30 protein-coding genes, 1 tRNA gene and 5 pseudogenes are annotated in these 26,749 nt (G+C 70.0%); 20 read left to right on the forward strand and 16 right to left on the reverse strand.

Annotation, left to right across the window (positions count from 1 at the left end; all coding sequences use genetic code 11):
* Positions 1 to 20 precede the first annotated feature (20 nt).
* From L0P92_RS13240 to L0P92_RS13265, 6 genes are all read right to left on the reverse strand, one after another.
* Positions 21 to 281: a hypothetical protein gene (locus tag L0P92_RS13240; RefSeq protein WP_234762780.1), complete on the reverse strand. Its 261-nt coding sequence runs from the start codon at positions 279 to 281 to the stop codon at positions 21 to 23.
* Between the two features lie 18 nt (positions 282 to 299).
* Positions 300 to 1,598, reverse strand: coding sequence for a Na+/H+ antiporter NhaA (gene nhaA, locus L0P92_RS13245; protein WP_234762781.1), 1,299 nt, complete (start codon positions 1,596 to 1,598; stop codon positions 300 to 302).
* Positions 1,599 to 1,807: 209 nt separating this feature from the next.
* Positions 1,808 to 2,374, reverse strand: a complete 567-nt coding sequence (locus tag L0P92_RS13250; RefSeq protein ID WP_234762782.1) for a DM13 domain-containing protein — start codon at positions 2,372 to 2,374, stop codon at positions 1,808 to 1,810.
* Between the two features lie 145 nt (positions 2,375 to 2,519).
* Positions 2,520 to 2,849, reverse strand: coding sequence for a TfoX/Sxy family protein (locus L0P92_RS13255; RefSeq protein ID WP_234762783.1), 330 nt, complete (start codon positions 2,847 to 2,849; stop codon positions 2,520 to 2,522).
* Between the two features lie 7 nt (positions 2,850 to 2,856).
* Positions 2,857 to 3,156, reverse strand: coding sequence for an SRPBCC family protein (locus L0P92_RS13260; protein ID WP_234762784.1), 300 nt, complete (start codon positions 3,154 to 3,156; stop codon positions 2,857 to 2,859).
* Positions 3,157 to 3,440: 284 nt separating this feature from the next.
* Entirely contained in the window at positions 3,441 to 3,920 is a 480-nt protein-coding gene (locus L0P92_RS13265) for an ArsI/CadI family heavy metal resistance metalloenzyme (protein ID WP_234762785.1), read from the reverse strand.
* 80 nt (positions 3,921 to 4,000) lie between these two features.
* Here L0P92_RS13265 and L0P92_RS13270 point away from each other — a divergent pair, with 80 nt between their 5' ends.
* The 3 genes and pseudogenes from L0P92_RS13270 to L0P92_RS13280 form a co-directional block, all read left to right on the forward strand.
* Positions 4,001 to 4,447 (forward strand): ArsR/SmtB family transcription factor, encoded by a 447-nt coding sequence (locus L0P92_RS13270; RefSeq protein ID WP_234762786.1) that lies wholly within the window; start codon positions 4,001 to 4,003, stop codon positions 4,445 to 4,447.
* Between the two features lie 55 nt (positions 4,448 to 4,502).
* Positions 4,503 to 5,254: pseudogene (locus L0P92_RS13275) on the forward strand (aquaporin).
* Between the two features lie 36 nt (positions 5,255 to 5,290).
* Positions 5,291 to 5,488, forward strand: a pseudogene (locus L0P92_RS13280) (arsenate reductase/protein-tyrosine-phosphatase family protein); the annotation flags it as partial.
* Here the strand turns inward: L0P92_RS13280 and L0P92_RS13285 are convergent.
* Positions 5,464 to 5,961 (reverse strand): annotated as a pseudogene (locus L0P92_RS13285) (UTRA domain-containing protein); the annotation flags it as partial. The pseudogenes L0P92_RS13280 and L0P92_RS13285 sit on opposite strands and share 25 nt — an antisense overlap.
* A 22-nt stretch (positions 5,962 to 5,983) precedes the next feature.
* On the opposite strand from L0P92_RS13285, the pseudogene L0P92_RS45685 reads away from it, so the two are divergent.
* The 3 genes and pseudogenes from L0P92_RS45685 to L0P92_RS13300 form a co-directional block, all read left to right on the forward strand.
* Positions 5,984 to 6,088: pseudogene (locus L0P92_RS45685) on the forward strand (GntR family transcriptional regulator); the annotation flags it as partial.
* Between the two features lie 64 nt (positions 6,089 to 6,152).
* Positions 6,153 to 6,815: a class I SAM-dependent methyltransferase gene (locus L0P92_RS13295; protein WP_234762787.1), complete on the forward strand. Its 663-nt coding sequence runs from the start codon at positions 6,153 to 6,155 to the stop codon at positions 6,813 to 6,815.
* A 24-nt stretch (positions 6,816 to 6,839) separates the two neighbouring features.
* The gene (locus tag L0P92_RS13300) at positions 6,840 to 7,217 is read left to right on the forward strand and encodes a hypothetical protein (RefSeq protein ID WP_234762788.1); all 378 of its coding nucleotides are present in this window, start codon (positions 6,840 to 6,842) and stop codon (positions 7,215 to 7,217) included.
* 496 nt (positions 7,218 to 7,713) lie between these two features.
* Here L0P92_RS13300 and L0P92_RS13305 read toward each other — a convergent pair whose 3' ends face one another.
* Entirely contained in the window at positions 7,714 to 8,358 is a 645-nt protein-coding gene (locus L0P92_RS13305; protein WP_234762789.1) for a transposase family protein, read from the reverse strand.
* Positions 8,359 to 8,433: 75 nt separating this feature from the next.
* Here L0P92_RS13305 and L0P92_RS13310 point away from each other — a divergent pair, with 75 nt between their 5' ends.
* Complete coding sequence (locus tag L0P92_RS13310) at positions 8,434 to 8,916, forward strand: hypothetical protein (protein ID WP_234762790.1); 483 nt, start codon at positions 8,434 to 8,436, stop codon at positions 8,914 to 8,916.
* 183 nt (positions 8,917 to 9,099) lie between these two features.
* On the opposite strand, the gene L0P92_RS13315 is transcribed toward L0P92_RS13310, so the two are convergent.
* Positions 9,100 to 9,588 (reverse strand): MarR family winged helix-turn-helix transcriptional regulator, encoded by a 489-nt coding sequence (locus tag L0P92_RS13315; RefSeq protein ID WP_234762791.1) that lies wholly within the window; start codon positions 9,586 to 9,588, stop codon positions 9,100 to 9,102.
* Positions 9,589 to 9,781: 193 nt separating this feature from the next.
* On the opposite strand from L0P92_RS13315, the gene L0P92_RS13320 reads away from it, so the two are divergent.
* Positions 9,782 to 10,423, forward strand: a complete 642-nt coding sequence (locus L0P92_RS13320; RefSeq protein ID WP_234762792.1) for an FMN-dependent NADH-azoreductase — start codon at positions 9,782 to 9,784, stop codon at positions 10,421 to 10,423.
* A 57-nt stretch (positions 10,424 to 10,480) separates the two neighbouring features.
* On the opposite strand, the pseudogene L0P92_RS45690 reads toward L0P92_RS13320, so the two are convergent.
* A pseudogene (locus tag L0P92_RS45690) lies at positions 10,481 to 10,672 on the reverse strand (IclR family transcriptional regulator domain-containing protein); the annotation flags it as partial.
* Here L0P92_RS45690 and L0P92_RS45695 point away from each other — a divergent pair.
* Genes L0P92_RS45695 through L0P92_RS45700 form a run of 3 tightly spaced genes read left to right on the forward strand, consistent with a single transcriptional unit; the run spans position 10,635 to position 11,493 of the window.
* Positions 10,635 to 10,943 carry an alpha/beta fold hydrolase gene (locus L0P92_RS45695; protein WP_372497252.1) on the forward strand — a complete coding sequence of 103 codons (309 nt, stop codon included), beginning with the start codon at positions 10,635 to 10,637 and terminating at the stop codon, positions 10,941 to 10,943. The pseudogene L0P92_RS45690 and the gene L0P92_RS45695 sit on opposite strands and share 38 nt — an antisense overlap.
* Positions 10,853 to 11,377, forward strand: a complete 525-nt coding sequence (locus L0P92_RS13325) for an alpha/beta hydrolase (RefSeq protein ID WP_234762793.1) — start codon at positions 10,853 to 10,855, stop codon at positions 11,375 to 11,377. Before L0P92_RS45695 ends, L0P92_RS13325 begins: the two co-directional genes overlap by 91 nt.
* A complete protein-coding gene (locus tag L0P92_RS45700; RefSeq protein WP_372497251.1) occupies positions 11,377 to 11,493 on the forward strand; it encodes an alpha/beta fold hydrolase in 117 nt (38 codons plus the stop codon). The genes L0P92_RS13325 and L0P92_RS45700 overlap by 1 nt, the downstream gene beginning before the upstream one ends.
* A 709-nt stretch (positions 11,494 to 12,202) precedes the next feature.
* On the opposite strand, the gene L0P92_RS13330 is transcribed toward L0P92_RS45700, so the two are convergent.
* A complete protein-coding gene (locus L0P92_RS13330) occupies positions 12,203 to 12,628 on the reverse strand; it encodes an SCO4402 family protein (protein ID WP_234762794.1) in 426 nt (141 codons plus the stop codon).
* An 81-nt stretch (positions 12,629 to 12,709) separates the two neighbouring features.
* On the opposite strand from L0P92_RS13330, the gene L0P92_RS13335 reads away from it, so the two are divergent.
* Positions 12,710 to 13,234 carry a site-specific integrase gene (locus tag L0P92_RS13335; protein ID WP_234762795.1) on the forward strand — a complete coding sequence of 175 codons (525 nt, stop codon included), beginning with the start codon at positions 12,710 to 12,712 and terminating at the stop codon, positions 13,232 to 13,234.
* A 308-nt stretch (positions 13,235 to 13,542) separates the two neighbouring features.
* On the opposite strand, the gene L0P92_RS13340 is transcribed toward L0P92_RS13335, so the two are convergent.
* Positions 13,543 to 13,615 (reverse strand) — tRNA-Arg (locus L0P92_RS13340).
* A 319-nt stretch (positions 13,616 to 13,934) separates the two neighbouring features.
* On the opposite strand from L0P92_RS13340, the gene L0P92_RS13345 reads away from it, so the two are divergent.
* From L0P92_RS13345 to L0P92_RS13360, 4 genes are all read left to right on the forward strand, one after another.
* The gene (locus tag L0P92_RS13345; protein ID WP_234762796.1) at positions 13,935 to 15,542 is read left to right on the forward strand and encodes a dynamin family protein; all 1,608 of its coding nucleotides are present in this window, start codon (positions 13,935 to 13,937) and stop codon (positions 15,540 to 15,542) included.
* 3 nt (positions 15,543 to 15,545) lie between these two features.
* Positions 15,546 to 17,867, forward strand: coding sequence for a GTPase (locus L0P92_RS13350; protein ID WP_234762797.1), 2,322 nt, complete (start codon positions 15,546 to 15,548; stop codon positions 17,865 to 17,867).
* Between the two features lie 260 nt (positions 17,868 to 18,127).
* Positions 18,128 to 18,637, forward strand: coding sequence for a single-stranded DNA-binding protein (locus tag L0P92_RS13355; RefSeq protein WP_234762798.1), 510 nt, complete (start codon positions 18,128 to 18,130; stop codon positions 18,635 to 18,637).
* A 261-nt stretch (positions 18,638 to 18,898) separates the two neighbouring features.
* Positions 18,899 to 20,320: a Cys-Gln thioester bond-forming surface protein gene (locus tag L0P92_RS13360; protein ID WP_234762799.1), complete on the forward strand. Its 1,422-nt coding sequence runs from the start codon at positions 18,899 to 18,901 to the stop codon at positions 20,318 to 20,320.
* A gap of 145 nt (positions 20,321 to 20,465) precedes the next feature.
* Here the strand turns inward: L0P92_RS13360 and L0P92_RS13365 are convergent, their stop codons facing one another.
* The gene (locus tag L0P92_RS13365) at positions 20,466 to 20,750 is read right to left on the reverse strand and encodes a hypothetical protein (protein ID WP_234762800.1); all 285 of its coding nucleotides are present in this window, start codon (positions 20,748 to 20,750) and stop codon (positions 20,466 to 20,468) included.
* Positions 20,751 to 20,927: 177 nt separating this feature from the next.
* Positions 20,928 to 21,614: an HNH endonuclease family protein gene (locus L0P92_RS13370; protein WP_234762801.1), complete on the reverse strand. Its 687-nt coding sequence runs from the start codon at positions 21,612 to 21,614 to the stop codon at positions 20,928 to 20,930.
* A gap of 241 nt (positions 21,615 to 21,855) precedes the next feature.
* Here L0P92_RS13370 and ettA point away from each other — a divergent pair, with 241 nt between their 5' ends.
* Genes ettA through L0P92_RS13385 form a run of 3 tightly spaced genes read left to right on the forward strand, consistent with a single transcriptional unit; the run spans position 21,856 to position 24,620 of the window.
* Positions 21,856 to 23,520, forward strand: coding sequence for an energy-dependent translational throttle protein EttA (gene ettA / locus L0P92_RS13375; protein WP_234762802.1), 1,665 nt, complete (start codon positions 21,856 to 21,858; stop codon positions 23,518 to 23,520).
* Between the two features lie 6 nt (positions 23,521 to 23,526).
* Complete coding sequence (locus L0P92_RS13380; protein ID WP_234762803.1) at positions 23,527 to 23,955, forward strand: acyl-CoA thioesterase; 429 nt, start codon at positions 23,527 to 23,529, stop codon at positions 23,953 to 23,955.
* Positions 23,952 to 24,620, forward strand: coding sequence for a DUF8185 domain-containing protein (locus tag L0P92_RS13385; RefSeq protein ID WP_234762804.1), 669 nt, complete (start codon positions 23,952 to 23,954; stop codon positions 24,618 to 24,620). The genes L0P92_RS13380 and L0P92_RS13385 overlap by 4 nt, the downstream gene beginning before the upstream one ends.
* A gap of 37 nt (positions 24,621 to 24,657) precedes the next feature.
* On the opposite strand, the gene L0P92_RS13390 is transcribed toward L0P92_RS13385, so the two are convergent.
* Complete coding sequence (locus tag L0P92_RS13390; protein WP_234762805.1) at positions 24,658 to 25,062, reverse strand: globin; 405 nt, start codon at positions 25,060 to 25,062, stop codon at positions 24,658 to 24,660.
* A gap of 119 nt (positions 25,063 to 25,181) precedes the next feature.
* Here L0P92_RS13390 and L0P92_RS13395 point away from each other — a divergent pair, with 119 nt between their 5' ends.
* A complete protein-coding gene (locus L0P92_RS13395; protein WP_234762806.1) occupies positions 25,182 to 26,168 on the forward strand; it encodes a methyltransferase domain-containing protein in 987 nt (328 codons plus the stop codon).
* Positions 26,169 to 26,244: 76 nt separating this feature from the next.
* On the opposite strand, the gene L0P92_RS13400 is transcribed toward L0P92_RS13395, so the two are convergent.
* A partial coding sequence (locus L0P92_RS13400; RefSeq protein ID WP_234762807.1) for an FHA domain-containing protein occupies positions 26,245 to 26,749 on the reverse strand: 505 nt, incomplete at its 5' end.

Raw genomic sequence — 26,749 nt, forward strand, 5'->3', positions numbered from 1 at the left:
CGAGGACGGGCCCGCGGGCGTCAGCGTTCGGAGCGCCGGCCCATCACCTGGGCGACCAGGAGACCGACGAGCACGGCCCACGCCACCACCCCCCACCCGCCGTAGGTCCGGCCCAGGGCGGCCACGACGACAGCCGTCAGCAAACCGCCGGCCAGTGCGCCCCTGTCCGTGACGAACGCCCACTCCCGTCGTGCGCTGCCGGGCTCTCGCAGCTCGCGCACCGCGATCCTGATGACCAGGACCGCGGTGACGATCAGAGCTGTCGCCAGTGAGAGTTCCACATCCCACCCCTCTCCAGGTCAGCGTTCGGTGGTGGCGTCCGTTTGGTAGATGTCCGGGATGCCGTCGTGGTCCTCGTCGCGGTTCTCCTCCTCGTAGAGACGCCGGTAGACGCCGTTACGGCGCTTGACCAGCATGGCAGCCAGCGCGGCCGCGGTCAGTGAGCCGACGAGGACCGCGGCCTTCACGGGGCCGGCGACCACCGGGTCGGGAAAGGCGAGTTCGCCGATCAGCAGGGCGACGGTGAAGCCGATCCCGGCCAGCGCCGAGAGGGCGAAGACGTCGGCCCAGGCCAGTTCGGGGTTGAGGCGGGCGCGGGTGAAGCGTACGGCCAGGTAGGTCCCGGCGAAGATCCCGACCGTCTTCCCGACGACGAGCCCGAGCACCACGCCGAGCGGTTCGGGCCTGGTGAACACCTCGCCCAGCGAGGCGGCCGAGACGCCGACTCCGGCGGCGAAGAGGGCGAAGAGGGGGACCGCGACTCCTGCCGAGACGGGGTGCAGGAGGTGGGAGGTGCGTTCGCCGGGGGAGCGGTCCTCGTCCTTGTCGCGGGTGGTGCGCAGGATGAGGCCCATGGCCACGCCGGCGACGGTGGCGTGGACACCGCCGTTGTACATCAGCGCCCAGATCGCGAGGCCGAGCGGGGCGTACCACCACCATCCGCGCACACGGAAGCGCTGCAGCAGATGGAAGACGACCAGGCCCGCGAACGCTCCGCCGAGAGCCGGGAAGTTCAGGTCGCTGGTGAAGAAGACAGCGATGACGAGGATGCCGCCGAGGTCGTCGACGACGGCGAGGGTGAGCAGGAAGGCGCGGAGCGCGGCGGGCAGATGGGTGTTCAGCACCGCGAGCACGGCCAGCGCGAAGGCGATGTCCGTGGCCATCGGCACGGCCCAGCCGTCCGCGCTTCCGCCTCCCGCGGACACGGTGACCACGTAGAGCACGGCGGGCACGATCATGCCCGAGAAGGCGGCGACGACCGGCAGGGCGGCCGTGGCGGGGGTACGGAGCTCACCGACGACCAGTTCCCGCTTGAGCTCGATGCCGGCGACGAGGAAGAACAAGGTGAGCAGGCCTTCGGCGGTCCAGTGCCCGACGGAGAGGTCAAGCCCGAGCGCCGGTACACCGAAGTGGAAGTCGCGGATGCGCTCATAGGTGTCGGCGAAGGGCGTGTTCGCCCACACCAGCGCCACCACGGCCGCCCCCAGCAGCACCAGCCCGCCGACGGTCTCCGTCCTCAGGGCCTGCGCGACGGCCGTGCGCTCGGGCAGCGGCAGGAGGCCGAGGAAAAGGGGACGTCGGCGCGGCACGGCAGCCATGACGGAGCCCTCCGGGGATCGTCCTGCGGGCACACGAGCCCCTGACGCCGACCAGACTTCCCGGCACACCCCGCATCGGCCGCGAGCCCCAGAGGGCTGCGTATTGACGCGTTCCTAACACCCTAACCGGCGCCTGGCTGTTCCACCAGGCGCCGGTTCACCTGCGGAAACGCGGTGAGGTCGGGCCGTTGCGGTGCTGTCAGGGCCTGTCAGGCATGGGCGAGTTCGGCGGCGCCGAAGGAGACGTCGAACCGGTCGCACCAGATGCTGACGCTGCTGAACCGGGCCGGATCGACGTCCTCGGGCACGACGTAGTTCTGGCTGCCCTTGTTGCCCTTCAGCTTGCCGAGGCTGACGTACGCGCCGTCGTCGAAGACGCCCCAGCCGGCCCGGCCGTCCTTCACCGGCGCGTCCGTCAACCACACGCGCAGATCCGGCCCGTTGCTGGTGTCGAGGTCCTCCAGCCGCACGACATGGGAGCCGTCGGCCAGCCGCACGAGCCTGACCGTGCCCGACGTCGCGTGCTCATGACTGATGAGCTCACCGCTCGCCAGCGTCACGGGTCCGGTCGGCGCCGAGGCGGAGGGCTCACCGGAAGGCGCCTGAGCAGGCTCCTCCGAGGCGCTCACGGCTTCGGGCAGCGCCTCCTGGACCGTCTCGTCCTGCCACAGCTTCCAGGGCTGGAACCAGTACAGCCCGAAGCCGGCCCCCGCGACAGCAAGCACCAGCACCCCGATCATCCACGGCCTGACCAGCAAGGTCCGCACCCGCCCCATCGTGTCCCTCCCGAGATCCGTCCGTCGTCACCCCATTGAACGGAACGAACGGCTCTCCCGACGCCCGCGGCCGATTACGGAACCCTTACGTCAGGCTCGCCGTGAGCCGAGCTGCCTCACTCATCACACACGCCACGCCACGACCTCACTTGGGCGGCAGCCCGGCGGCGAAGGCGAGTCCCTCGTCGACCCAGGCGGCCAGCGCCCCGTCCTCCGCGACCGCGGCACCGTCCACCACGACCCAGCCCCGCATCGGACGACCGGTCATGTCGAAGATCCGCGCCCCCGGCCGGGCCACTGCCGCGTCCGTCGCGTCCGGGCCGACCCGGACCATGAGGTCGTCGCCGGTGACGCCCACGGCCATGTTGCCGCGGCACAGGAAGGCGAGCCCGCCGAACATCCGCCTTTCGCTGATCTCCAGGTCCGCGCCCAGCCGCTCCCGGATCCGCTCGGCCAGCCCTTCGTCGTACGCCATCCTCGTCTCACCCCTGCTTCATGAGTCGGGCTTCCAGATCGCGCAGGTCCTTGGTGAGGTTCCCCCGTACCTGGCGCGCGAGCAGCGGGGCGGCCAGCCGGTAGAAGCCGCCGTCTCCGCCGCGGACGCGGATGCGGGCGAGGGTGCCGTCCGGGTGGGGTTCGAAGGTGTACGTGACGTGCATGGGCATCGGACCCGCCACCGAGACCATGTCCAGCAGCCCGGGCGGGTCGTACGCGGCCACCCGCAGCACGTAGTCGATGCGGCGGCCCAGGAAGAACGCCGTACGGGTGACCTCCGCGCCCACGCCGAATCCCCCTCCGGGCGTCTCCCGGGTCAGCTCGGCGGTACGGATGCCCTGCGTCCTCCCCCATAGCCCTGAACGGGCATGGGAGGTGCCCCCAGGCGTCGTGCCGCCAGTCCATGGCGTACGCCGCCACCCGCTCGCGCGGCAACGGAACGACCCGCTCGGCCGTCACGTCGATCGTCATGCCCCCCACCTTCCTCGCTCCCGTCCGGCGCCACCACCCGGTGAGGGGCAGACGGTTGAGGAGGCGTACGCCGCCCATGGTCGCCCGACGCGGGTTCGAATCACTGGCCGCAGGCACATCCGGGGGCGGTTGCCGGGGCCTCCTCCTCGGCGGCCCGGTCGGTGCAGCAGCCGTCCCCGCCGGCGTTGGGATCGGCGCTCTTGCCGAGGGTGTCGGCGTCGGCCTTGACCACGTAGACCTCCCATGGCTCCCTGCCGGGGCCATGCACCCACACCTTGTCCTGGAGGGCGTAGCAGCAAGAGGTGTCGTTCTCCTCGAAGGTGGCCAGGCCGGCGTCCTTCAGCCGGGTAGTGGCGGCGTTGACCTGCTCGGTGGACTCGACTTCGACGCCGAGGTGGTCCAGGCGGGTCTCCTCGCCGGCCGCGCCCTCGATCAGGACGAGCTTGAGCGGGGGTTCGGCGATGGCGAAGTTGGCGTAGCCCTTGCGCTGCTTGGCCGGTTCGGTGCCGAAGAGCTTGGAGTAGAAGGTGATGGACGCTTCGAGGTCACTGACGCGCAGGGCGAGCTGGGCACGGGACATGGCATGGATCCCATCTGCTTGCATTGATGTCTGTCGATGCAAAGCTTGCACCTTGGATCGATGAACGTCAACATAGAAGTATGTCGAAGCAAGAACTCACGGTCCTCGGGCAGGACGACCAGTCCGCCGCGTGCTGCCCGGGGCTGGGGGGCGCGCCCCTGGACGAGGGCCAGGCGGCAGAGCTGGCGAAGATCTTCAAGGCGCTGGGCGACCCGGTCCGACTGCGGCTCCTCTCACTGATCGCTTCGAGGGCCGGCGGGGAGGTCTGCGTGTGCGACCTGACCCCGGCCTTCGACCTGTCGCAGCCGACGATCTCCCATCACCTCAAACTGCTCCGCCAGGCGGGTCTGATCGACTGCGAGCGTCGGGGGACGTGGGTCTACTACTGGGTACTGCCTGCCATCCTGGACCGGCTCTCCATGTTTCTGACCACTGCGCGGGAGAGGGAGGCGGATGCGGTGGCCGGGGCCGAGGCGGAGGGGAAGGCGGATGCGGTGGCCGGGGCGGATGCGGAGGTGACCGTGTGAGCGCATCCGCGCAGGAGGCGGAGGCGGAGGCGGAGTCCGGGGCGGGGGTGACCGCGTGAGCGCATCGTTCGGGCGCCGGGCCCTCGCTGAGGCGGTGGGCTCGGCCGCGCTGGTCGCGGTGGTGGTCGGCTCCGGCATCCATGCCACCGAGCTGACCGACGACGTCGGCATCCAGTTGCCGGCCAACTCTCTGGCCACCGTGTGATCAGCGCCGTTCGGCCTGGACGTGCTCATCGCGTTGCTCGGGCCCGTCTCCGGCGCGCACTTCAATCCGGTCGTCACGCTTGCGGCCTGCCTGGCTCACCGGCCGTCGCACCCACGACGGGCCGGCCGTTCGGGACATGGCCGCGTACATCCCCGCGCAGACGGCCGGGGCGATCGGCGGCGCCGTCCTGGCCGACGCGATGTTCGCCAAGCCGTTGGTGCAGTGGTCCACGCATGACCGCTCCGCCGGTCACCTGTGGCTCGGCGAAGTCGTGGCTACAGCGGGGCTGCGGGGCTCGTCTTCCTGGTCTTCGGGCTCGCTCGTACCAGCTGTGCCCACCTCGCACCCGTGGCGGTGGCGTCCTACATCGGAGCGGCGTACTGGTCCACGTCCTCCACGTCGTCCGCCAACCCGCCCCCGTCACCGACACGTTCGCGGGGGCAGCCCCTGCCTCCGTTGCGCCGTTCGTCGCGGCGCAGTTCGCCGGTGCCGCACTCGGCTTGGGCCTCATGTCCACCGTGTTCGCCCGGCCCGCACCCGCACGGACCGGGGACGTCCCAGTCCGGAACGAACCCGAACTCGCCGCTCCCGCCGCCTCCTGACCCGCCGTGCCCGGAAACCCAGAAAGGACACCCGCCATGCCCCCTCCCACCGAGCGCCCGTCCGTCCTGTTCGTCTGCGTCCACAACGCCGGGCGTTCACAGCTGGCCGCTGCCTTCCTCACCCACCTGGCAGGCGACCGCGTCCAGGTACGCTCCGCCGGCTCCGCGCCCGCCGACACCGTGAACCCCGCCGTCGTCGAAGCCCTCGCCGAGGTGGGCATCGACATCTCCGCCGTCTCCACGGGCCGTCCTTGGTCGCTGTAGTACGTCCGCCGGATGTGCGTCACGAGCGCGGCCTTCTGGATACCGAGAAGTGATGCCTCCTCGGCGGTAGCCTGCCTCGGCTCCGGTTGCTCCACGGCGTGGCTGACGCTGACGCCGATCGTGGCCATCCGATTCACGACACCCGCCCCGGCATGCGGCCCTCCCTCGGGGAGAACGCCGAGCGTGCCAGCGGTGAGGTCGTACGGCTCCCAACTTGTCGACAGCTGCACCGGCCTGCCGTCGGCCAGGAACTCGTACGCCGCACGGACGCACAGGTCGCCCTCGGCGATGCCGAGCCGCGCCGCGATGTCCGCCGGAGCCGGCACCTTGGCCTCGGTCCGGCTCTCCCAATCCCCTTGCCTGCCCACGGCTTTCATGTCCGCCCGGAACGGTGACGCGTCGGGCCGCTCTCGCGCCGACGACCGGACGACCCGGACCCGCTGCCATTCGCATGCAGAGAAGGCGGTGATCCGGTCCGTGCCTTCACGCCATCACGAGATCGCCGACGATCTGCGGCACGAGATCACGACAGGGCGCAGAGAGCCCGGCGAACGCCTGCCGTCCGAGGCCAGCAAGGTGGAAGTGAGCTTCTCGCGAGTAGGACGTTGTCAGAGCGCTCCCGTAGCTTGAGGCCATGGTCGGTACAGGCGAGAACCTCACTCAACCCGGCGAGTTGTCGGCGGTGGCGATGGGACAACCCACTGCTGGCGTCCAGCCTTACTACGCTCAAAACGCCGGATCCCTCGGGCAGCGGTATGGAAGCGTCACCTTCGACGAAGTACATGGCGGGGTCCTGGATCTGCTGCCGCCAGCCCCTGCGAGGGTGCTGGACGTCGGGGCTGGCACTGGGCGAGACGCCGCGGCACTGGCGCTGCGCGGCTACCAGGTGGTTGCGGCGGAGCCGGTGCGCGAGCTACGGGCGGTCGCGAAAAGCCTGCACCCGAGCGAAAACATCCGTTGGGCAGAGGATTCGCTGCCTGAGCTGTCCCGGCTGGAAGGGACCTTTGAGTTGGCGCTGTTGTCGGCGGTGTGGATGCACCTGCCGCCGGCGGCACGTGGACAGGCGATGGAGCGCCTGACCGCGCTGCTGGCTCCGTCGGGACTGCTGGTTATCTCGTTACGACGGGGAGTGCCTCCGGCGGATCGCGTGATGTTCGACGTTCCCGCCGAGGAGGTGGTGCGGGACGGGAAGCGAGCGGGGCTGCGGTTGGTGCGACTCGTAGAGGAGGGCGCGGACCGGCTCGGCCGTGCCGAGGTGTGGTGGCAGACGGTCGCCCTGCAGAAGGGGGGAGAGTGAGCGGGCGGCAGTTCTACGCTCAGGATGCTTCAGCGCGCGTCATGGCGCTTGGCGGTGTTGATGGGGGCCAACTCGCGCACTTACAAGTTCGCCCTTGGCCAGGCGTTGTTGGAGTTTGGACGGACTGGACAAGAGGAGGTCCTCTTCGCCGAGTTCGCCGCCGCCTACAGCCTCGGCATGGTGCGCCACTTGGCCCAGGACCCACGGGCACCGCACCCCGTGGAGCTGGGCGAGAAAGATTTCCTGACCGTGGCCGACCAGGAGAGTGCCGTGACGCTGGACGCTGGCCGCCCCACCGAGCGCCTGTTGGCGGCCGCGGTGCGCTCCATGCCGATGATGGTGATGCAGAAGTTCCACAACCTGCGTGGCGACAGCGCGGTGCCCACACCTTCTATGAGCTGACTGGGACGGGGCGGCAGCGCGTCGAGGAGGGCGTCGCGGTCGACTGGGACACACTCAAGATCACCGACAAACGCCGCCGTCGCTCGGTGGCCGGCATCGTTGAGGCCACGGCTGGTTTCCAACACAGCCGTTGTCTGATCTGCGATGACTTCCTGTCTCGGAAAGACGCCATAGCGGTCGACCATGTCTTCCCGTTCTCCCTCATGCGCCGCTTCGGCAGCGTCGCCTCTTGGCACGGACCAGATCTGGACGCCCTTTGGAACCTCGCCCTGCGCACGCCGCCTGCAACGGAGCGAAGAGCGATCGGCTGCCCACTCATGGGGAACTCGTCCGTTTGGCAGTCCGGAACGGGGCGATCATGCGGTCTCCCCATCCCCTGCGCCGCACCTTGCAACTCAGCCTCAAGGACGCCCTGCCTGGCCGAAACCTAAGGGCTGTCCCGTAAACGATCTTTGGCGCAGCCCGGGCCTGGGTGGTCGGCGTGCGGGCTGTTCGGCTACCCGCCGAGGGTGAGGTTGTGCAGTCGGGCGATGCCGAGCATGGCGTGGTGCACGCCGTCGCCTTTGAGGCGGCAGTCGCGGAGGATCTTCCAGCCCCCCTGGTAGCCGCCGTCGGCGATTGTCGTTGTGGCGCCGACGGCAGCCTTGGCCCTGGACTCCTCCCAGCCGCGGGAGTCGTGCCGGTTTCCCGGCAAGGGCCGACCGACCACGACGACCAGCCGGGTGTCAGCGTCGATGACGACCTGGTGGGCAGTGGAATAGCGGTAGTTCTTCGACTGCTCGGCCACCGAGTGATCAGCGGTGGGCACCAGGGTGCCGTCGACGATGAGCACGGTCTCCTTGCGGAACTGCTTCCGCTGCCGGAGCGCCAGCAACGGACCGATGCGGTCGATGATCCGGTCAACGGCCGACTTGGAGATCCCGAACAACAGAGCAAGCTGTCGCATCGTCAAATTCGTGCACCAGTACGCCGTCGCCAGCAGGACACGGTCCTCCAGCGGCAAGCTCCAGGGCCGGCCGCGCTGCTGATCCGAGGCTTGCTCGCGTCGCACCGAGGCAACCAACTTGCCGAAGCAGCGCGAGCTCAGCCTGGTGAAGGGCTCTATCCAGGACGGCACCGACGCCGTGATCACACCAGCCACAACGTGATCGTTTCACTCGGGGTAAGCAACCAACGCCGCGTACCTTCTCGTCCTGAGTCGGTCCAGAATGCCGCCATGGCCGACGAAGAGCACAACAAGCCAGCTGCACGCTCCTTCCTGTCATGCGCCACCGAGGTGGCGCGGCTGATGGATCTCGGGAACGCGGCCGACGTGCCGGAAGCACGCCGCGCACGGCACCTGGCCCACGCGGTGCGCAAGCCACTGCTCGAACGCGCCCACCTGCCCGAGGAGTTCTTCGCCCCGTTGCTGGCCGCAGCCGTCTACGACCCGGACCCCAGTTTCTGCCTCTGGTTCGTCGAACCGGCGGTCTACGCCTTCGGGCGCCGCCGAGTCATGACCCGACTGCTCGACTATCTACGGACTGGCACGGAGGCGGAGCAAGCAGGCGCCGAGCGGGCCTGGTACTGCGCCCATGTGCCGCTCCGCGCAGACCGGTCCCCGGCCTACGCACCCCGCGGAAGTCGCGATCCCGCCATGGACGAGTCCCAAGATGTAATGGCCGAGTGGCGGGAAACCGTTCGGAGATCAGCCAGGTGACTGGGATGCCTCGGAACCTGAGCCGACCCCGTTGCCTTGGGACTGTTGGTCACTCTGACCAGTTACGGGACCGTTCTTGGTCACGCGACCCCGCGTTTCATACGTTTTCCGGCAGCACATGGGTATGACGCCCACCGAATTCCGCCGCCTGTCTCAAGGATGAGTGCCGCCGTCTGCGATATCTCAGTCTTTGAGAGTGCTCCGCTGAGCGGTGAGTGCGACCCGGGTCAGGAGGTCTCGGAACTGGGCCCGCTGTTCGTCGTTCAACTCCGCGAGCAGCCGTTCTTCGGCGGCCGCGACATCAGTTCGCATGCGCTGCAGTTGTGATCGGCCTTCGTCCGACAGGATCACGTGGCGGGCTCGCCGGTCCTGCGGGTTCGGGCGTCGCGACAGCAGACCCTGCCCCTCCAGGTCGTCGAGAAGGTAGGTCATCACCGTCCGGTCGAGACCGACCTGGCCGGCCAGTTCGAGTTGCGTGGGGGGTTTGTCCCCGGCCTCGGCCAAAGCCACGAGCACCAGGTAGGCGCGTGATCCTCCGGGCAGGGTCTCCGAGGCGTCGGCCGCGGCGCGCCGAAGCGCCCCCGAGATCATGCGAATGGCCCAGACCAGGTCGTTGTCCAGAGCGAGGCACTTGGCGCTGTTGTTCGCTCGGCCGCGGGGTTCGGAGGGCATCCCGCCACCGTAGCACTTTTCTGCGCCACGGCAGATAGTCTGGCTTGCAGAACATCTTCCTGACATATCACCTCGGGCGTGCTCGGTGTCGATGCCGGGGTGCAATGTTATCTAGAACACCTTTCTTGCGAGCAGATGTTCTGCCATACATACTATCTGCAACACAGCAGAACTACTCGGAGGTACCGGCACCATGAAGCTGTTCCGTCTCGACGCGAGCATCCGTACCGAAGGATCGGTGAGCCGCGCCCTCGCCGACACCGCCGAGCAGGCGTGGCTCGCCCAGCACCCGGGCGGCGTCGTGATCCGGCGCGACCTCGGGGTCCAGCCGCTGCCCGGGGACGCGTGGACGGCGCTCGCCCATGAAGTCGTCAACCCGGCCGCACCGGCCCCGCGCGAGGCGCACGAGCTCCTCGACCGTCTCGGCGCGGAACTGCTCGAGGCCGACGCGTTCCTGTTCGCGGTGCCGATGTACAACTGGAACGTCCCGGAGCAGGTCAAGACCTGGATCGACCTGATCCTGAAGCACCCCCAGGTGGGGGTGCACGGTGACTGGCCGCTCAAGGGCAAGCCGGCGATCCTGACGCTGAGCCGGGGCGGCGGCTACGGCCCCGGCTCCCCGAAGGAGGGCTGGGACTACGCCACGCCCTACCTGCGCAGGATCCTGGCCGACGTCTTCGGCCTCGACCTGCACATCGCCGAGGCGGAGCTGACCCACGCGTTCTGGGACCCGAAGATGGAGTCGCTGCGAGGGCTGGCCGAAGAGTCGATGAAGACGGGCCACGAGCAGGCCGCCGAGCACGGGGTGCGGGTCGCCCAACTGATCGAGGCCTGACCACCCCGGGTCTGTCCCGCAGATCACCGCGAGCCTCGCCCCCGCACCGATCTGCGAGACAGACCCGAGAACAGTCAGGGCCACGCACGACCGTCCGGGCGCCGCCTCCTCGACGTCGGTGGCGACCCCACGCTGCCGGACCCGTCGCAGCTCACGACGGAGCAGCGCCGGATCCCGTACCGAGGCCGCGGTGAGCGCGCGCAGCCGGCCCGTGAAGGGTGCCTCGACCAGGTCGGGGTCCTTGCCCACACCGGCCAAGTCGAAGCTGCACTGCAACGAGGCCGGTGACGGTCACCCCCTGATCCTGCTGCACGGCGGGGGAGCCGGCGCCAGTGGCTGGAGCAACTACTCGAGCAACATCGACTTCTTCGCGCGCCACTACCGTGTGTTCGCCATCGACATGCCCGGCTGGGGCAAGAGCGAACCGCCGTGCCGGGCGACCGCGACCACGTGGAGGCGCTGGAACCGGCACTGGACGCGCTCGAACTGGACAGGGTCGCCATCGTCGGCAATTCGATGAGCGGAGCGACGGCGACCCGGTTCGCGGCGTACCAACCCGAGCGCGTCAGCCACCTGATCCCGATGGGCTCCCCCGGCCCGGGGGTCAATCAGTTCGGCCCGCCCAACTACCTGACGGAGGGAATCCGCATCTTGGTGCGCGCCTATCTCGAGCCGTCGCAGGCGAATTTCCAGGTGACGGTCGGGGCGCTCGCCCACGACCCGGCGCTCGCCGAGGACGCCGCCTCGGCCGCCGGCGGATGGATGGAGGCCGCGCTCGCGCGCCCCGACCACATGGAGAACTACAACCCCGCGCTGTCCACCGGGGAGCTCAACGGCCCGCCGCAGCTGTTCCAGGACCTGCCGTCGCTGCTGGCCAAGCTCACCGTGCCCACGCTGCTCGTGCACGGGCGCGGGACGACCGCGCCGCCCACTACGAGAACGCGCTTTGGTTGATGGCGATGATTCCGTCCGCCCGGCTGTACCTCATCAACAACTGCGGCCACTGGGCGCAGATGGAACACCCCGAGGAGTTCAACCGGGTCGTGCACGAGTTCATCTCCGTACACTGACCCCTTGGAACGGGCGGTGTCCTGGAACCGACTGGGCGGTCCTGGCGCCGCCGCCGGCGCGTACAGGACGCTGCTGGTGAAGGAAATCTGCGAAGCGACCGGACGGGCCGCCGAACCACCGGGCACGCGGGGACGGAGTCACCCGCACCGTGCATGAATCGCCTGCGGGATTGTCGGCCCAACGGCGTTCACCAGGCGATGCTCGGCATCGCCCGGCACCCCAACCTTTCCTCACTGGATAACTCACATCCCATACGGGACAGCCTCTAGTTGACTGCAACGCCACTCCGAGACGCCTTTGCATAGGCTAGGCATCACGAAAGAGTTGATCGAGCTAGCTGGACTGTCCGTCATCGAGTGGTCCTTGCCGCCCAACTGCCCGGCCACGTCCGTCGTGGTTCAGCGGCGCGGCCACAGGTCTGAGTGACTTTGCCGCGTCTGCGCCGACTGGGTTGGGAGACCTGAAAGTCCAGCGGCCGCCCTCCTGCTGAGAGAGCACCAAGCCGGCCGACTTGATGAGCTGCCCGCAGCCCGGATACCTGGAGCGTCATGGCCTGCGACGCATCTAAAACGAAGCGACCTCTTCGTCCCGAAGCAACTTGGGCAGGCTGCTGGCCTTGGGCCAGTGCTTATCTGACCTGCTGCGACGATCCGTGAGTGTCCGTGCTCGTCCGCCGCTGTCTGTCCGCGTTGTCACGCAGTTGGACACTCAACCCTGCGGCTCATGTTGGGTACTCAGATCGGCGTCATGCAGCGCAGTGAGTTCCTTCAGGTCGTTCGCGACCATGACCTGAGCGAGTCGACCCGCGACCGCCACGACCTTTGGCCAAGAGGGTGCCCGTAGATACTCCGCGTCGGTGTCGTTGGGTGCCTCGGCAGCCGCGGTGTTGAGCGTGATGCCCAGCTCACGCATGAGAGCGACTTCTTCCTCGGTTCTCAGACTGACTCCGAGGTATGGCTCGGGCTCGTCGGCGTCGCAGAAGTCATCGAAGAGCGTGTGGAAGACGTGGTCCAGGTTCTCGAAAACCGACGGGTCAAGCCAGACGTCCTGCTGCCATGGCGGATTGGCCAGAGCCAGGACAACAGGTACGACGTGGACTCGGTGGTTCGCCATGAGACGGGCGTCTTCGCTCACGGCGCCGAGCCTATCGACGGCGCGCTGAGGATGCGCCGGCATTTCCTGGACTCGACGGCTGCCACGAAGACCACCAATGCCATGGACAAACGGTCCCTGCTGAACCCCGACCAGGCGGCCGCCATCCTCGACTGGATACGGCGCCGACCACGCGGCGGTGAGCGACTTCAAGCCTTCATCGCCACGCTGTACTACTGCGGCCCCCGGCCCGAGGAGGCCCTAGCCATGCGGGTGGTGGACGTGTCCCTGCCCGAGCCCGACGCCGACGACCAGTGGTGCGAGCTGCTGATCCACACCGCGACCCCCGAGGTCGGGAAGCAATGGACCGACACAGGGGAGATCCACGAACAACGCGACCTGAAGGGCCGTGCGGAGGGCGAGACACGCACTGTCCCAGGGCACCCCGCCCTGACACGCATCCTTCGGCAGCACATCGAGGACGAAGAACTCAAGCCGGGTGACCTGCTGTTCCAGGGCGAGTCGGGCGGCGTCCTCGCCGGCTCCGTCATCCGTAGGGCGTGGCGCAGCGCGCGTAAGGCCGTACTGCCCCCGCACGTCTTCGAGTCGCCCACCGGACGGCGTGTCTACGACCGCCCAGGTGGCTGACTGGGCCGGGAACAGCGTGGCCGTGCTCCTGGCGACCTATGCCCGATGCGTCGAGGGTCAGCTGCCCGATCTGAAGAGGCGGCTCGAAGCTGCCGGAGATCTCCCCGAGCCGCGGCCGTATACCGGCTGACGCCGAGGCCCGGAACTTCGACACGTATTCGACACAGCCACCCGCGAAAACCCGGTGACAGCCGGACAGCCCCGGAGTCTGCCCTTGATCATCAAGAGGGCGTCCGGGGCTTCGCCGTGGTACCTGGCAGATGCCCTGACCAGCAAAAACGCCCTCCCGAAGGAGGGCGGAGCATGGGCGCCCCCGGCAGGACTCGAACCTGCGGCCAAGCGCTTAGAAGGCGCCTGCTCTATCCACTGAGCTACGGGGGCCGGGTGTGGTGGCCTCGGTCGTGGTGCCCTGGTGGGGCTGCCCGTGACGATGCCGGAGACAAGGATAGGGCTCCCGCATCCGTGTCCCTGCTGCTTCGCCTCCGTGGCTCGATGTGGAGGTTCGGTGAAGCGGTCCTGATAATCGCAGGCAGGTGCGAATCGCGCACCGCTTTTGGCCTCTTGCGACCCGGGTGTTGTGCACTCGTTATGCCTGGACTGTGCCTGTGTCCCAGTCGTCCCTTCCATCCCTTGTGTCCCGTCGGCGCGCAGACATGCTCATATGCTTCAGAATTCCCCTAAAATTGGGCATTCTTCGCATGTGGTGACCTTGGACGTACGGCCTCAGCTGCTCGACGCACTTTCCGCCCTGCGCGACCGTGTCGCGGCTGCACGCTTCCCGCTGCCCCTGGCGGGGGCGCCACGCGCGCGTGCCAACCGCGACGAACTGCTCGCGCAGCTCGACGACTATCTGGTGCCCCGCCTGAAGGAGCCCGAAGCGCCCTTGCTGGCCGTGGTGGGAGGCTCCACCGGCGCCGGCAAGTCGACGCTCGTCAACTCCCTCGTGGGCCGGCGCGTGACCGAGGCGGGCGTGCTGCGGCCGACGACTCGAAACCCCGTGCTGGTCTGCCATCCCGAGGACCATCACTGGTTCAGCGGGATGCGTGTCCTGCCCGACCTCACACGCGTGTGGGTGACCGAACACGATCCGGCGGACGAGCTGATGCTGTCCGCCGAGGACTCCACGCGCGTACTGCGGGTCGAGACCGTCGACACCCTGCCGGCCGGCCTCGCCCTCCTCGACGCACCCGACATCGACTCCCTGATCGCCGACAACCGCGTCCTCGCCGCGCAACTCATCTGCGCGGCCGACATCTGGGTGATGGTGACCACGGCCGCGCGCTACGCCGACGCCGTGCCCTGGCATCTGCTGCGCACCGCCAAGGAGTACGACGCCACCCTGGTGACCGTTCTGGACCGCGTTCCCCACCAGGTCGTGTCCGAGGTGTCCCGGCAGTACGGCGCGCTCCTCACCAAGGCCGGCCTCGGCGACGTACCCCGCTTCACCGTGCCCGAACTGCCCGAGTCGGCGTGGGGCGGCGGGCTGTTGCCGGCCACGGCGGTGGCGCCGCTGCGCACCTGGCTCAGCCAGCAGGCCCAGGACCCGGGGGCCAGGGAGCACGCCGTCGCCCGTACGGCCCACGGCCTCCTGGACTCCCTCAAGGTCCGCATGCCCGAGCTCGCCAACGCCGCCGCCGCCCAGTACGCGGCGGCACTGCGGCTCACCGGCGCCGTGGACAGCGCGTACGACAGCGAGTACGCGCGCGTGCGGAGCCGGCTGCAGGCCGGTGCCGTGCTCGCCGGGGACGCGCTGAAACGCTGGCGCGCCTTCCCGCTCGACAGCACCGCGGGTGAACTTCTCGACTCGCTGGTGGAGAGCCTCAGCACCCTCCTGCTGTGCGCCGTCACCGCCGCCGACGAGCGCGTCGACGACGCCTGGCGGCGCGAACCGGCGGCCGCTGCCCCCGAACTGACGGGCCGTGATCCACGGCCCGCGAGCGTCGAGCACCGCATCGGCGTGGCGGTACGGCGCTGGCGCAGGGAACTGGAGGAGTACGCCGAGGACGAGGTGAGCGTCCTCGACCGCAGCGTCGCCCCGGACTCCGAGGTCGTCACCGCGCTCGTCGCCACCGCGCTGCTGGGCGGACGCCGGGCGCGGTCGGCGGGGGAGGGGCTCGCCGAGCGGATCGGGGCGCACGGGGCGCTGCGGCTGCGCGACCGCGCCGGGCGGCTGCTCACCGAACACCTGGACCGGGTCATGCACAACGAACGCGAGCGACGGCTCGCCCCGCTCGACGCCCTGGAGGTCCACCCCGAACCCCAGGCCGAACTCATCGCCGCGCTGTCCGTACTGCAGAAGGAGAGGTGACCGGTGACCGCCGTCACTGACCAGGACCACACCGAACACGCCGATCAGCAGGGGGACGGCGCCACCAAGGACGACGAGCGCGAGCACCACGTCCCGGTGAGCGCGTCCCCGGCGGACGGCGCCTCCGAGAACGGCTTCCCCGCGGCGGGCGACCGCGCGGAGGGAGAGCCCGACCAGGGCGAGGATTCCGCGGTTGCCGAGGAGCCGGAGATGCGCAAGCTCTGGAGGAAGCTGGCGAAACAGGAGTCCCGCGCGGGCGACGACCACGCGCGCGTGGAGGGCGGGCAGGCCGACGGCACGCCCGCGCGCGTGGACGTCCCCGACTCCGGCGGCCGCGAGGGCGGCGACCAACAGGTGCGTGTCGCCGTCCCCGAGCCCGGGGGGCGTAAGGGCGGGGACGGCCCCGCGCGTGAGGGCGACCGCGACCGCGCCCCGGGGGGACGTAAGGCCGCCGACGCCTCCCGGCGTACGGAACCCCCTGCTCGTACGGAACCCCCTGCTCGTATCGAATCCCCCGCCCGTATCGAGCCCCCTGCTCGCACGGAGCCCCCAGCTCGTACGGAGTCCCCCGCTCGCACGGACTCCTCCACCGGTGCGGACGAACCCACCGGTACCGAATCCGCGTCCCCCTGGGACGACGGGCTGATCGCACGGAGGGTGAATGAAACCGCTGCTCCGGAGCAACCCGCCATCGTGGAGCCGCGCGCTTCCGGGGCGCAGGTCGTGACGCCGCTCGCGTACGACGGCGCGCTGCGCTCCCGGCTCGACGCGCTGCGCGAACTGGTCGGGCTCTCGCGCACCAGGCTCGACAACAGGACGCTCTCCGAGGCGGGCCGGGTACTCGACGAGGCGGCGGCGCGCCGCAGACTGTCCGGGCAGCACACCGTCGTCGCCATCGCGGGCGCCACGGGCAGCGGCAAGTCGCAGCTGTTCAACGCGCTCGCCGGAGTGACCATCTCGGAGACGGGCGTACGGCGGCCGACGACCGCCTCGCCGCTCGCGTGCAGCTGGAGCGACGGCGCGGTCGGCCTCATCGACCGCCTCGGCATCCCGCCGAGGCTGCGGCGGCGGCCCGCGCAGAACGCGGCCGCGGACGGGCAACTGCGCGGGCTCGTCCTGGTCGACCTGCCCGACCACGACTCGGCCGCCGTACAGCACCGCGAACAGGTCGACCGGGTCCTGGCGCTCGTCGACGCGGTCATCTGGGTCGTCGACCCCGAGAAGTACGCCGACGCCGTGCTGCACGAGCGCTATCTGCGGCCCATGGCGGGACACGCCGAGATCATGTTCGTCGTTCTCAACCAGATCGACCGGCTGCCCGGCGAGGCCACCGACCAGGTCCTCGACGATCTGCGGCGACTGCTCGACGAGGACGGCATCGCGCTGGGCGAGCACGGCGAACCGGGTGCCGTCGTGCTCGCGCTGTCCGCGCTCACCGGGGACGGCGTCGGCGACCTGAGGGAGGCGCTCGGCCAGTTCGTCGCGGAGCGCGGGGCGGCCGCGCGCCGGATCTCGGCCGACGTGGACGCCGCCGGGTGGAAGCTGCGGCCCGTCTATGCGGCGCGGCGGCGGACCGGGCTCAGCGAGGAGGCGCGGGACGAGTTCTCCGCCCGGCTCGCGGACGCGATCGGCGCCACCGCCGCGGGCGAGGCCGCCGAGCGGGCGTGGCTGCGCAACGCCAACCGCGCGTGCGGGACGCCCTGGCTGCGGCTGTGGCGTTGGTATCAGGACCGGGGCGAGCCTCCGACGGGACGCCTGTCCCTGCGGGCCCAGACGGACGAGGAGGCCACCGCGCGGCAGCGCGTCGAACAGGCCGTGCGGACGGTCGGCGACGAGGCGTCGGCAGGGCTGCCCACACCGTGGGCACAGGCGGTGCGCGAGGCGGCCGTACGGGGCGCCCAGGGGCTGCCCGAGGCACTGGACGAGCTCGCCGCACGGGCCGGACTGCCGCCCGGGCGGCCGCCACGGCCCAGCTGGTGGCCGGCGGCCGTCCTGGTCCAGGCGTCCATGACGATCCTTCAGGTCATCGGCGGCCTCTGGCTGGTGGGGCAGATCGTCGGGGTCATGGCGCCCAACCTGGGTGTGCCGGTGCTGCTGATGATGGCCGGCATCGTCGGCGGCCCGCTGGTCGAGTGGGGCTGCCGGATGGCGGCCAGAGGGCCCGCCAGGCGCTACGGCCTGGACGCGGAACGCCGATTGCGGGAGGCGGCGGCCGGCTGCGGGCGGGCTCGGGTGCTGGATCCGGTGGCGGCGGAACTGCTGCGCTACCGGGAGGTCCGGGAGCAGTACGGGCGGGTGATGGGGGTGGGGTCGGCGACGCGCTGAACCGGTCGGCGCAGCGCGGGTCACCCGTTCGAGTGGCGGAGATATCCACAGGCGAGCGGTGGTCCACAGCGCTCAGCGGGCTCGGCCCGACGGAGGCAGTCTGGCTTCGCGGTGATCGCGGCGAACGCGGTCGATCGCGGTGACGGCGGCGCACCAGGACGTACCTGGCCGCGCGGCCGTCATGTCGGACGCAGCCGTACGGGACGGGCCCGTACGTGTATCCGCCCGGCGGGACCGGCCGGGTCAGGGAGGGGTTCGGGATGAACGAGACGATCATCTGCGCGGTGGGCAACGTGGCGACGCAGCCGGTGTACCGGGAGCTGGCGACGGGACCGTCGGCGCGCTTCCGGCTGGCGGTGACCTCGCGCTATCTGGATCGCGGGAAGAACGAGTGGACCGACGGGCACACCAACTTCTTCACGGTGTGGGCCAACCGTCAGCTCGCCACGAACGCGGCCGGGTCGCTGAACGTGGGCGACCCCGTGGTGGTGCAGGGCAGGCTGAAGGTGCGCTCGGACGTGCGCGAGGGGCAGAGCTGGACCTCGGCCGACATCGACGCGACGGCGATCGGCCACGACCTCGCGCGCGGCACCTCGGCTTTCCGACGCGCCCCCAGGCCGGAGACGGGGGCCACGGCCGCGTCATCCGCTCGACCCGAGCCCGACTGGGAGACACCACCCGCCGAGGCGGACGCCGATACTCACACCGATGCCGACACGGGTACCGACACCGGTGTCCAACAGGCCGGGGAGCCACTGGCGGTGACGTGACGTCAGTCACTTCCGAGGGCTGACCGAACTGCGGCTTATCGGCGAGTGCGTTCCGAACGACCCCGGTGGATTTGTCGATAAGCCCTGCTCACAAGGGATCTTGGCGATAACGATTCCGAGTCGGATCGGCCCTCCGACGGGATCCCAGGGAAGCGTGGTGCGTCGCGTACCTAGGATGCCGGACGTAGCTCTCGGGGCTTCTGATTCTGCTGGTGGGACCGTTCCGCCCACGTCAACGGGTCCTGCTCGAAGGGGAATTCTGTGTTTGCTGCGTTCTCTGCGCCGTCGGTCCACAGGCGGCGAGGGGCGGCCCGCGTCGCCGCCGCGTCCCTGGTGTCCGGGCTCGTCGCCGCCTCGGTGCTGTCCGGTGCCGGCCCGGCCGCGGCCGACGAGGCGGCGTGGGGCCAGGGCGGGGCGACGGCCACCATAGGCGGCCTGAAGACGTACGGGGCCGCGGTCGTCCACGCCGACTCCGGCGACCAGCAGATCTCGGCCGGCCTGTTCGAGATGTCCGTCGACGGCGGCGGCACGCTGCAGACGTACTGCGTGGACATCAACAACCCCACGCAGCGCGACGCCAAGTACCACGAGACGCCCTGGAGCGGCACCTCGCTGGGGGCCAACAAGGACGCGGGCAGGATCCGCTGGATCCTCCAGAACTCCTACCCCCAGGTGAACGACCTCGCGGCGCTCGCCGGCAAGGCGGGCGTCAAGGGCGGCCTCACCGAGCAGGACGCGGCGGCCGGCACCCAGGTGGCCATCTGGCGCTACTCGGACGGGGTGGACGTCGACGCCGTCGACCCGCAGGCCGAGCAGCTCGCCGACTATCTGGAGAAGAACGCGCGCGGTGTGGCCGAGCCCCAGGCCTCGCTCACGCTCGACCCGCCCGCTGTCTCCGGTCACCCCGGGGAGCGGCTCGGACCGGTGACGGTGCACACCAACGCGGGCAGCGCGACGGTGACACCGCCGGCGGACGCCGCCACCAGCGGGGTGCGGATCGTGGACAAGGACGGCGCGGCCGTCACGTCCGCCGCGAACGGCAGTCAGGTCTTCTTCGAGGTGCCCGAGGACGCGGCGGACGGCCAGGCGGAGCTGACCGTGCAGGCCTCGACGACCGTGCCCGTGGGGCGCGCCTTCGCCGCCGAGAGCCGCAGCCAGACGCAGATCCTGGCCGGCTCCAGCGAGTCGACGGTCTCGGCGACGGCGACCGCTACCTGGGCGAAGAGCGGTGCGATACCCGCGCTGTCGGCGGCGGAGAACTGCGCCAAGGGCGGCGTCGACATCACCGCGGCCAACGAGGGCACCGAGCCGTTCACCTTCGAACTGCTCGGGGTCGAGTACAGCGTCCCGGCGGGCCGGTCGCAGACGGTGACGATCCCTCTGCAGGAGGACCAGGCCTACGACTTCACCATCGAGGGGTCGGGCGGGTTCGAGAAGCGGTTTACCGGCGTGCTGGACTGCAAGACGCAGGTGAGCGAGGCCGACGAGGCGGGCGACGCCGTCCAGACCCTCAGTGAGCCGAGCCCCGCCACGGTCGGTGCGGGTGCCGACGACACCAACCTCGCAGCGACCGGCGGCTCCACCATGACCCCCCTGATCACGGGCATCGCCATCGGCCTGGTCGTGATCGGCGGCGCGGCGCTGGTCGTCGTACGGAAGAAGCAGCTGCCGACGCAGGACTGAGACCGGGCCGACACCACTGACACCGGACCAGGGGCCTGATCCGCTTCCGCGGATCAGGCCCCTGTCGTCGGACCGTGCCTCACGGTCCGTACTCCACCGGTATTACGGCATGGGACGCGGCGAGAATCCGCGCTCCGGGCGCGACCTACCAGGCGCTGTTGTCGCAGCCCATGGTCGAGCCGAGGTGGGTGGCCTGCGCGCCCGGGTCGCCCTCGCCGTTGAGCGCGCTGCCCAGCGCGCCGTTGAGGATGCCGACCTGGCCGAGGACGTCGAGGTTCAGGTCGTGCGACCGGCAGTTGGAGCTCTGCAGGACGCTGACCTTGTCCCCTCCCTTGCCACCGTGACCGTCGGCCGCGGCCGTCCCGGCGCCCATGAACCCGGCGGTACCGATGGCCACGACCACGACGGCAGCCTTGCGAAGCTTGTGCATGTCATCTCCGAAGGAGTGAGGTGGGTGCGATCCGTGAGAGATCGACTTCGTACAGTTACGAGAGGCTAATGTGAAATATTCCTATATGTCCTGATGGCGCGCCGGAAATCATTGGCGTGTCACATACGAGAACCCGGTTGGGGGCCCCGCCCGTCCGCGAGGGGCGGGGCCCGGGTTCTACGGGGCGGGTTCGTAGGTCACGGTCGTGCCGGGGCAGGCCTCCGCTTGTTGGGCGAGTGCTTCGAGTTCGGCGGCGTCGACGGTCAGGCCCCACCGCAGCTTGGTCGCGATCCACTCCGAGGTGTACCGGCACGCGACCTCGACGGACGGCGGCAGCCACTCGGCCGGGTCCTGGTCGGCCTTGCTGCGGTTCGAGGCCGCGGAGACGGCGACGAGGGAGGGGCTGACGGCCAGGTCGTTGGCGTACGCCTCACGCCGCTCGGCGGTCCACTGCGACGCCCCGGAGTCCCAGGCCTCGGCGAGCGGCACCATGTGGTCGACGTCGAGAGCGGACGCGGAGGTGAGCCATCGCGCGTCGTAGTACGACCACCAGCGCCCGCCGGAGAGCTTGCAGCCGGGGAGGATCTGGGGCCGCTCGACCGCCTCGGCGAGCAGCACCTCCGCTCGGGTGTTGCAGCCGTCGGCGGGGTTCTGTCCGGCGTTCCAGTGCTTGAAGCTCGTGCGCTGGTAGCCCTCCCTCACCTCCGCGGCGACGGGGAGGAGGTGGACCGAGCTCGCCATGGGGAGCGTGTAGGTCTCGGCCGGGCGGTGCTGGGCATGGGCCGAGGCGGGTGTCGTGAGGGGCGTGAGGGGCGCGAGAAGGAGCGCGGCCGCCAGTGCGGCGCTCCTGAGGTTCTTGATCACGCGTCGCAGAATTGACGGCGCGTACCTCGTTCGAGGGGTTCGACTCGAACGGATGAGCCATGTGGAGGCTTCAGTTCACCGCACAGGTGTGCTGGTGATCACCCGACGGAGGAATGTCCTTACATGGGAGATGCCCAGGTCATGGGCGCTCGCCCATACTGGTTTCCCCCCAGGGGTGGCGATCCGGCAAGATGGGGTGTATCTGCCCACTGCCTGATTTCAAGCTGCCGGACGGTTTCTCTTGGCTGAGTACATCTACACCATGCGCAAGACGCGCAAGGCAATCGGCGACAAGGTCATCCTTGACGACGTCTCGCTGAACTTCCTGCCCGGCGCGAAGATCGGTGTGGTCGGCCCGAACGGTGCCGGTAAGTCGACCATTCTGAAGATCATGGCGGGCCTTGAGCAGCCGTCGAACGGCGATGCCTTCCTGTCGCCGGGGTACACCGTCGGCATCCTGCTGCAGGAGCCGCCCCTGAGCGAGGACAAGACCGTCCTGGAGAACGTCCAGGAGGGTGTCGCCGAGGTCAAGGGCAAGCTCGACCGCTTCAACGAGATCGCCGAGCTGATGGCGACCGACTACTCCGACGCGCTGCTCGACGAGATGGGCAAGCTCCAGGAGGAGCTCGACCACGCGAACGCGTGGGACCTCGACGCTCAGCTCGAGCAGGCCATGGACGCCCTCGGCTGCCCGCCCGGCGACTGGGCCGTCACCAACCTCTCCGGCGGTGAGAAGCGGCGTGTGGCACTGTGCAAGCTGCTGCTCGAAGCCCCTGACCTGCTGCTTCTCGACGAGCCCACCAACCACCTCGACGCCGAGTCGGTGAACTGGCTGGAGCAGCACCTCGCCAAGTACGAGGGCACCATCGTGGCCGTGACCCACGACCGGTACTTCCTCGACAACGTCGCGGGCTGGATCTGCGAGGTCGACCGCGGCCGCCTCCACGGCTACGAGGGCAACTACTCCAAGTACCTGGAGACCAAGCAGACCCGTCTCAAGGTCGAGGGCCAGAAGGACGCCAAGCGCGCCAAGCGGCTCAAGGAAGAGCTGGAGTGGGTGCGGTCGAACGCCAAGGGGCGTCAGGCCAAGTCCAAGGCCCGTCTCGCCCGCTACGAGGAGATGGCGGCCGAGGCCGACAAGATGCGGAAGCTGGACTTCGAGGAGATCCAGATCCCGCCGGGCCCGCGCCTGGGCAACATCGTCGTCGAGGTCTCCAACCTCACCAAGGGCTTCGGCGACAAGGTCCTCATCGACGACCTCAGCTTCACCCTGCCGCGCAACGGCATCGTGGGCGTCATCGGCCCCAACGGCGCCGGCAAGACCACCCTCTTCAAGATGATCCAGGGTCTGGAGACGCCCGACTCCGGCAACATCAAGGTCGGCGACACCGTCAAGATCTCCTACGTCGACCAGAGCCGCGCGAACATCGACCCGAAGAAGACCCTGTGGGCGGTCGTCTCCGACGAGCTCGACTACATCAATGTCGGCCAGGTCGAGATGCCCAGCCGTGCCTACGTCTCGGCCTTCGGCTTCAAGGGCCCCGACCAGCAGAAGCCGGCCGGTGTCCTCTCCGGTGGTGAGCGCAACCGTCTCAACCTCGCCCTCACCCTCAAGCAGGGCGGCAACCTGCTGCTCCTCGACGAGCCGACCAACGACCTCGACGTCGAGACCCTCGGCTCCCTGGAGAACGCGCTGCTGGAGTTCCCGGGCGCGGCCGTGGTCGTCTCCCACGACCGCTGGTTCCTCGACCGGGTCGCCACCCACATCCTCGCCTACGAGGGCGAGTCCAAGTGGTTCTGGTTCGAGGGCAACTTCGAGTCCTACGAGAAGAACAAGATCGAGCGGCTCGGCCCGGACGCCGCGCGTCCGCACCGCGCCACCTACAAGAAGCTGACCCGGGGCTGATCGATCTTGCGGCACATCTACCGCTGCCCGCTGCGCTGGGCGGACATGGACGCGTACGGCCACGTCAACAACGTGGTCTTCCTCCGCTACCTGGAGGAAGCCCGTATCGACTTCCTGTTCCGTCCCGAGAAGGACTTCAAGCAGGGGTCCGTGGTGGCGCGCCACGAGATCGACTACAAGCGGCAGCTCGTCCACCGGCACCACCCGGTGGACATCGAGCTGTGGATCAGTGAGATAAGGGCCGCGTCCTTCACCATCACCTACGAGGTGAAGGACGACGACCTGGTCTACGTCCGGGCCTCGACGGTGGTCGTGCCGTTCGACTTCGAGGCGGGACGGCCGCGCCGGCTCACCGCGGAGGAGAAGGAGTTCCTCCGGGAGTACATGGACGACGCGGCCGACGGAGCCGACGAGGAGGAGGCCGTCGCCGCATGACGGTGCTCCACCTCGCCGACGAGGGGGAGGCGGCGGATCTCGCGGCCTTCCTCTCCCGGCTGCTGCACTACGACCGCGGTGCCGCGGTACGCCTCCAGGCGGCCGGCACCGCGCTCGCCGTCTTCGGACGCCCGCCGTCCTTCGAGGTGCTGGCGATCCGTGCCGTACGACTGGCGAAGCCGTACGAGAACGGGCTCGACGTCACACTGGACGTGACCGTCTCCGCGGGCGAACTGCTGGAGTCCGTCGACGAGTCGGCGGCCACCGCCGTCGTACCGGAAGCCGTGACCGGGCCGCCATGGGCCGGTGTGCTCCCGCCGCGCGGCGGCTGGCAGCCGGTGCCCGGGCTGCCCGCGCCCGACGCTCTGCGGGCGATGGTCGGCGCCGGGATCGCCGAATTCCGGTCCCGTACACAGGAGTTGGCACCCGAGCGGCGTACCCGGACCGAACTCGACCGGATCGGGCGGGAGATCTGGTCCCGGGCCGTCGGAGACACCCACCTGCCCGTGCGAGCCGTGCACGCCGCCCAGTCACTGGGATTCCTGCGGGCAGGCGCGGAGCCGGCGCTGCTCTCGTGCGGCGCGTGGCTGCGGCTGCGCACGCCGTACGGGTCGATCGCGGTACGGCGGGCGGGACTCGGCGCCCTGGACGTCAGCGTCCGCTGACCGCCGGGATCACATCGGCCGGATCACACCGGTCGGCTCAGCCCGCCGTGTTCACCATCGACGCCGCCGCGTACGTCAGGTAGTTCCACAGCGTCCGCTCGTGCTCCTCGGAGAGGCCGAGCTCGTCGACCGCGTCCCGCATGTGCTTCAGCCAGGCGTCGTGGGCCGCGCGGTCCACGGCGAACGGGGCGTGACGCATCCGCAGCCGGGGATGGCCGCGGTTCTCGCTGTACGTCGTCGGGCCGCCCCAGTACTGGATCAGGAACAGGGTGAGGCGCTCCTCGGCCGGGCCCAGGTCCTCCTCCGGGTACATGGGCTTGAGTATCGGGTCCTCGGCGACACCCTCGTAGAAACGGTGGACGAGGCGGCGGAAGGTCTCCTCCCCGCCGACCTGCTCGTAGAAGGTCTGCTCCTGAAGCGTGCCGCGCCGAATCTCATTCACTTGTCCATGGTCTCAGACGCGGCGACCGAGGACTGAAGGCTTAGGACCAGCGCTCCCCGGCCATGTGATCGTCCGGCGGGGCGCTCGCCTCGCGTCGGCTCCCGCAGGACAGTGGACGTATGAGCGCGCACGCTCTCGACCCCGAGCTGGAGGACCTCGCCGCCTCGGCGCGGGCCGCGCTGGTCCGTGAGATCGACCTGAGCGGGGCCTGGGCCGACGATCCCGTGTGGCGGGACGCCTTCGCCGCCGTGCCACGGCATCTGTTCGTGCCGTACTACTACGTGGGCGTCGTCGGCGGCTACGAGCGGCGCTGGGGCCAGAGCCCCGACCCGGCCGCGCGGGAGCGCTGGGTGCGCGGCGCCTACGCGGACACCCCGCTCGCCACCCGGCTGCGCGACGGCGAGCTGCTCTCCTCCAGCAGCCAGCCGTCCCTGATGGCGATGATGCTGGTCGCGCTGCAGGTGACGGACGGCGACAGGGTCCTGGAGATCGGCGCCGGCACCGGCTACAACGCCGCCCTGCTCGCCCACCGGCTCGGCGACGACGACCTCGTCACCACCGTCGACCTGGAGCCGGAGATCACCGAGTCCGCGCGGCGGCATCTGGAGGCGGCCGGGTACCACCCCGTCGTCGTCACGGGCGACGGCGCACGCGGTGTGCCCGAGCGCGCCCCCTTCGACCGCATCATCGCCACCTGCACCCTGCCGTCCATCCCACGCGCCTGGCTCGCCCAGTGCCGGCCAGGCGCCCGCGTCCTGACCCCGCTCGCCACCGGCCTCGTCGCCCTCGCCGTCCGGGACGCCGAGCACGCCGAGGGGCGCTTCCTGCACACGCCCGCCTACTTCGTGCCGCTGCGCGGCGGCACCCGGTCCGAACCGGAGGCCGTGCAGGTGGGCGGCCTGCCGCGGCGGGCCAGGGAACACGAACTGTTCCGCTTCCTGCTCGCCCTGACCCGCGGCAGCCTCGATCCACAGGAGGCGTACGCGCTGTGGGAGCGCGAGGGGCAGCCGCGGCGGGAGCGCTACGGGATCACGGTCCGCGGCGAGCACGAGTGGGCCTGGCTGGACGACCCCGAGGGGCCGTACGCGTGGCCGCTGCCCGGCTGAGACGCGGGAGGGGGCGGTCGTACGGCACTTTCCCGCCGTACGACCGCCCCCTCCCGGTGTCGAGAGATCGACGGATCTAGCCGCGCCGGATCGTGATCGTCGTCCAGGCGCCCACGTGCACCCGGTCGCCGTCCTGGAGCGGTACCGGCACGAAGGGCTGGATCGGGTCCTCGGAGCCGTTCACCGTGGTGCCGTTCGTCGAGTTCTGGTCGACGACCGCCCAGGTGCCGTCCGGCTGCTGGACCAGGACCGCGTGCTGGTGCGAGACGCCCGGGTCCTCCGGCGGCACCGACAGGTCGATGTCGGGGGTGTCGCCCGTGGAGTGGCGGCGACGGCCGATGGTGACCTGGTTGCCGGTGAGCGTGCGCTGCTGCTCGGGCGAGTACGCGGGCAGGTTCAGACCCGCGGCCTCCGGGCCGGAGCGCTGCATCATCGCCATGAAGTACTCGCGGTCGGGACCGATGGTCGCCATCCAGGTCAGCGGCTGTTGCTGCTGCTGCGGGAAGGCGGGGCCGGGCGGGGGCGGTGTCGGCCCTGGTGTCGCAGTCGAAGGGCGCGACGGGGTCGGGGACGCGGGGGAG

This window comes from Streptomyces muensis, assembly GCF_021474425.1.
GTDB lineage: Bacteria > Actinomycetota > Actinomycetes > Streptomycetales > Streptomycetaceae > Streptomyces > Streptomyces muensis.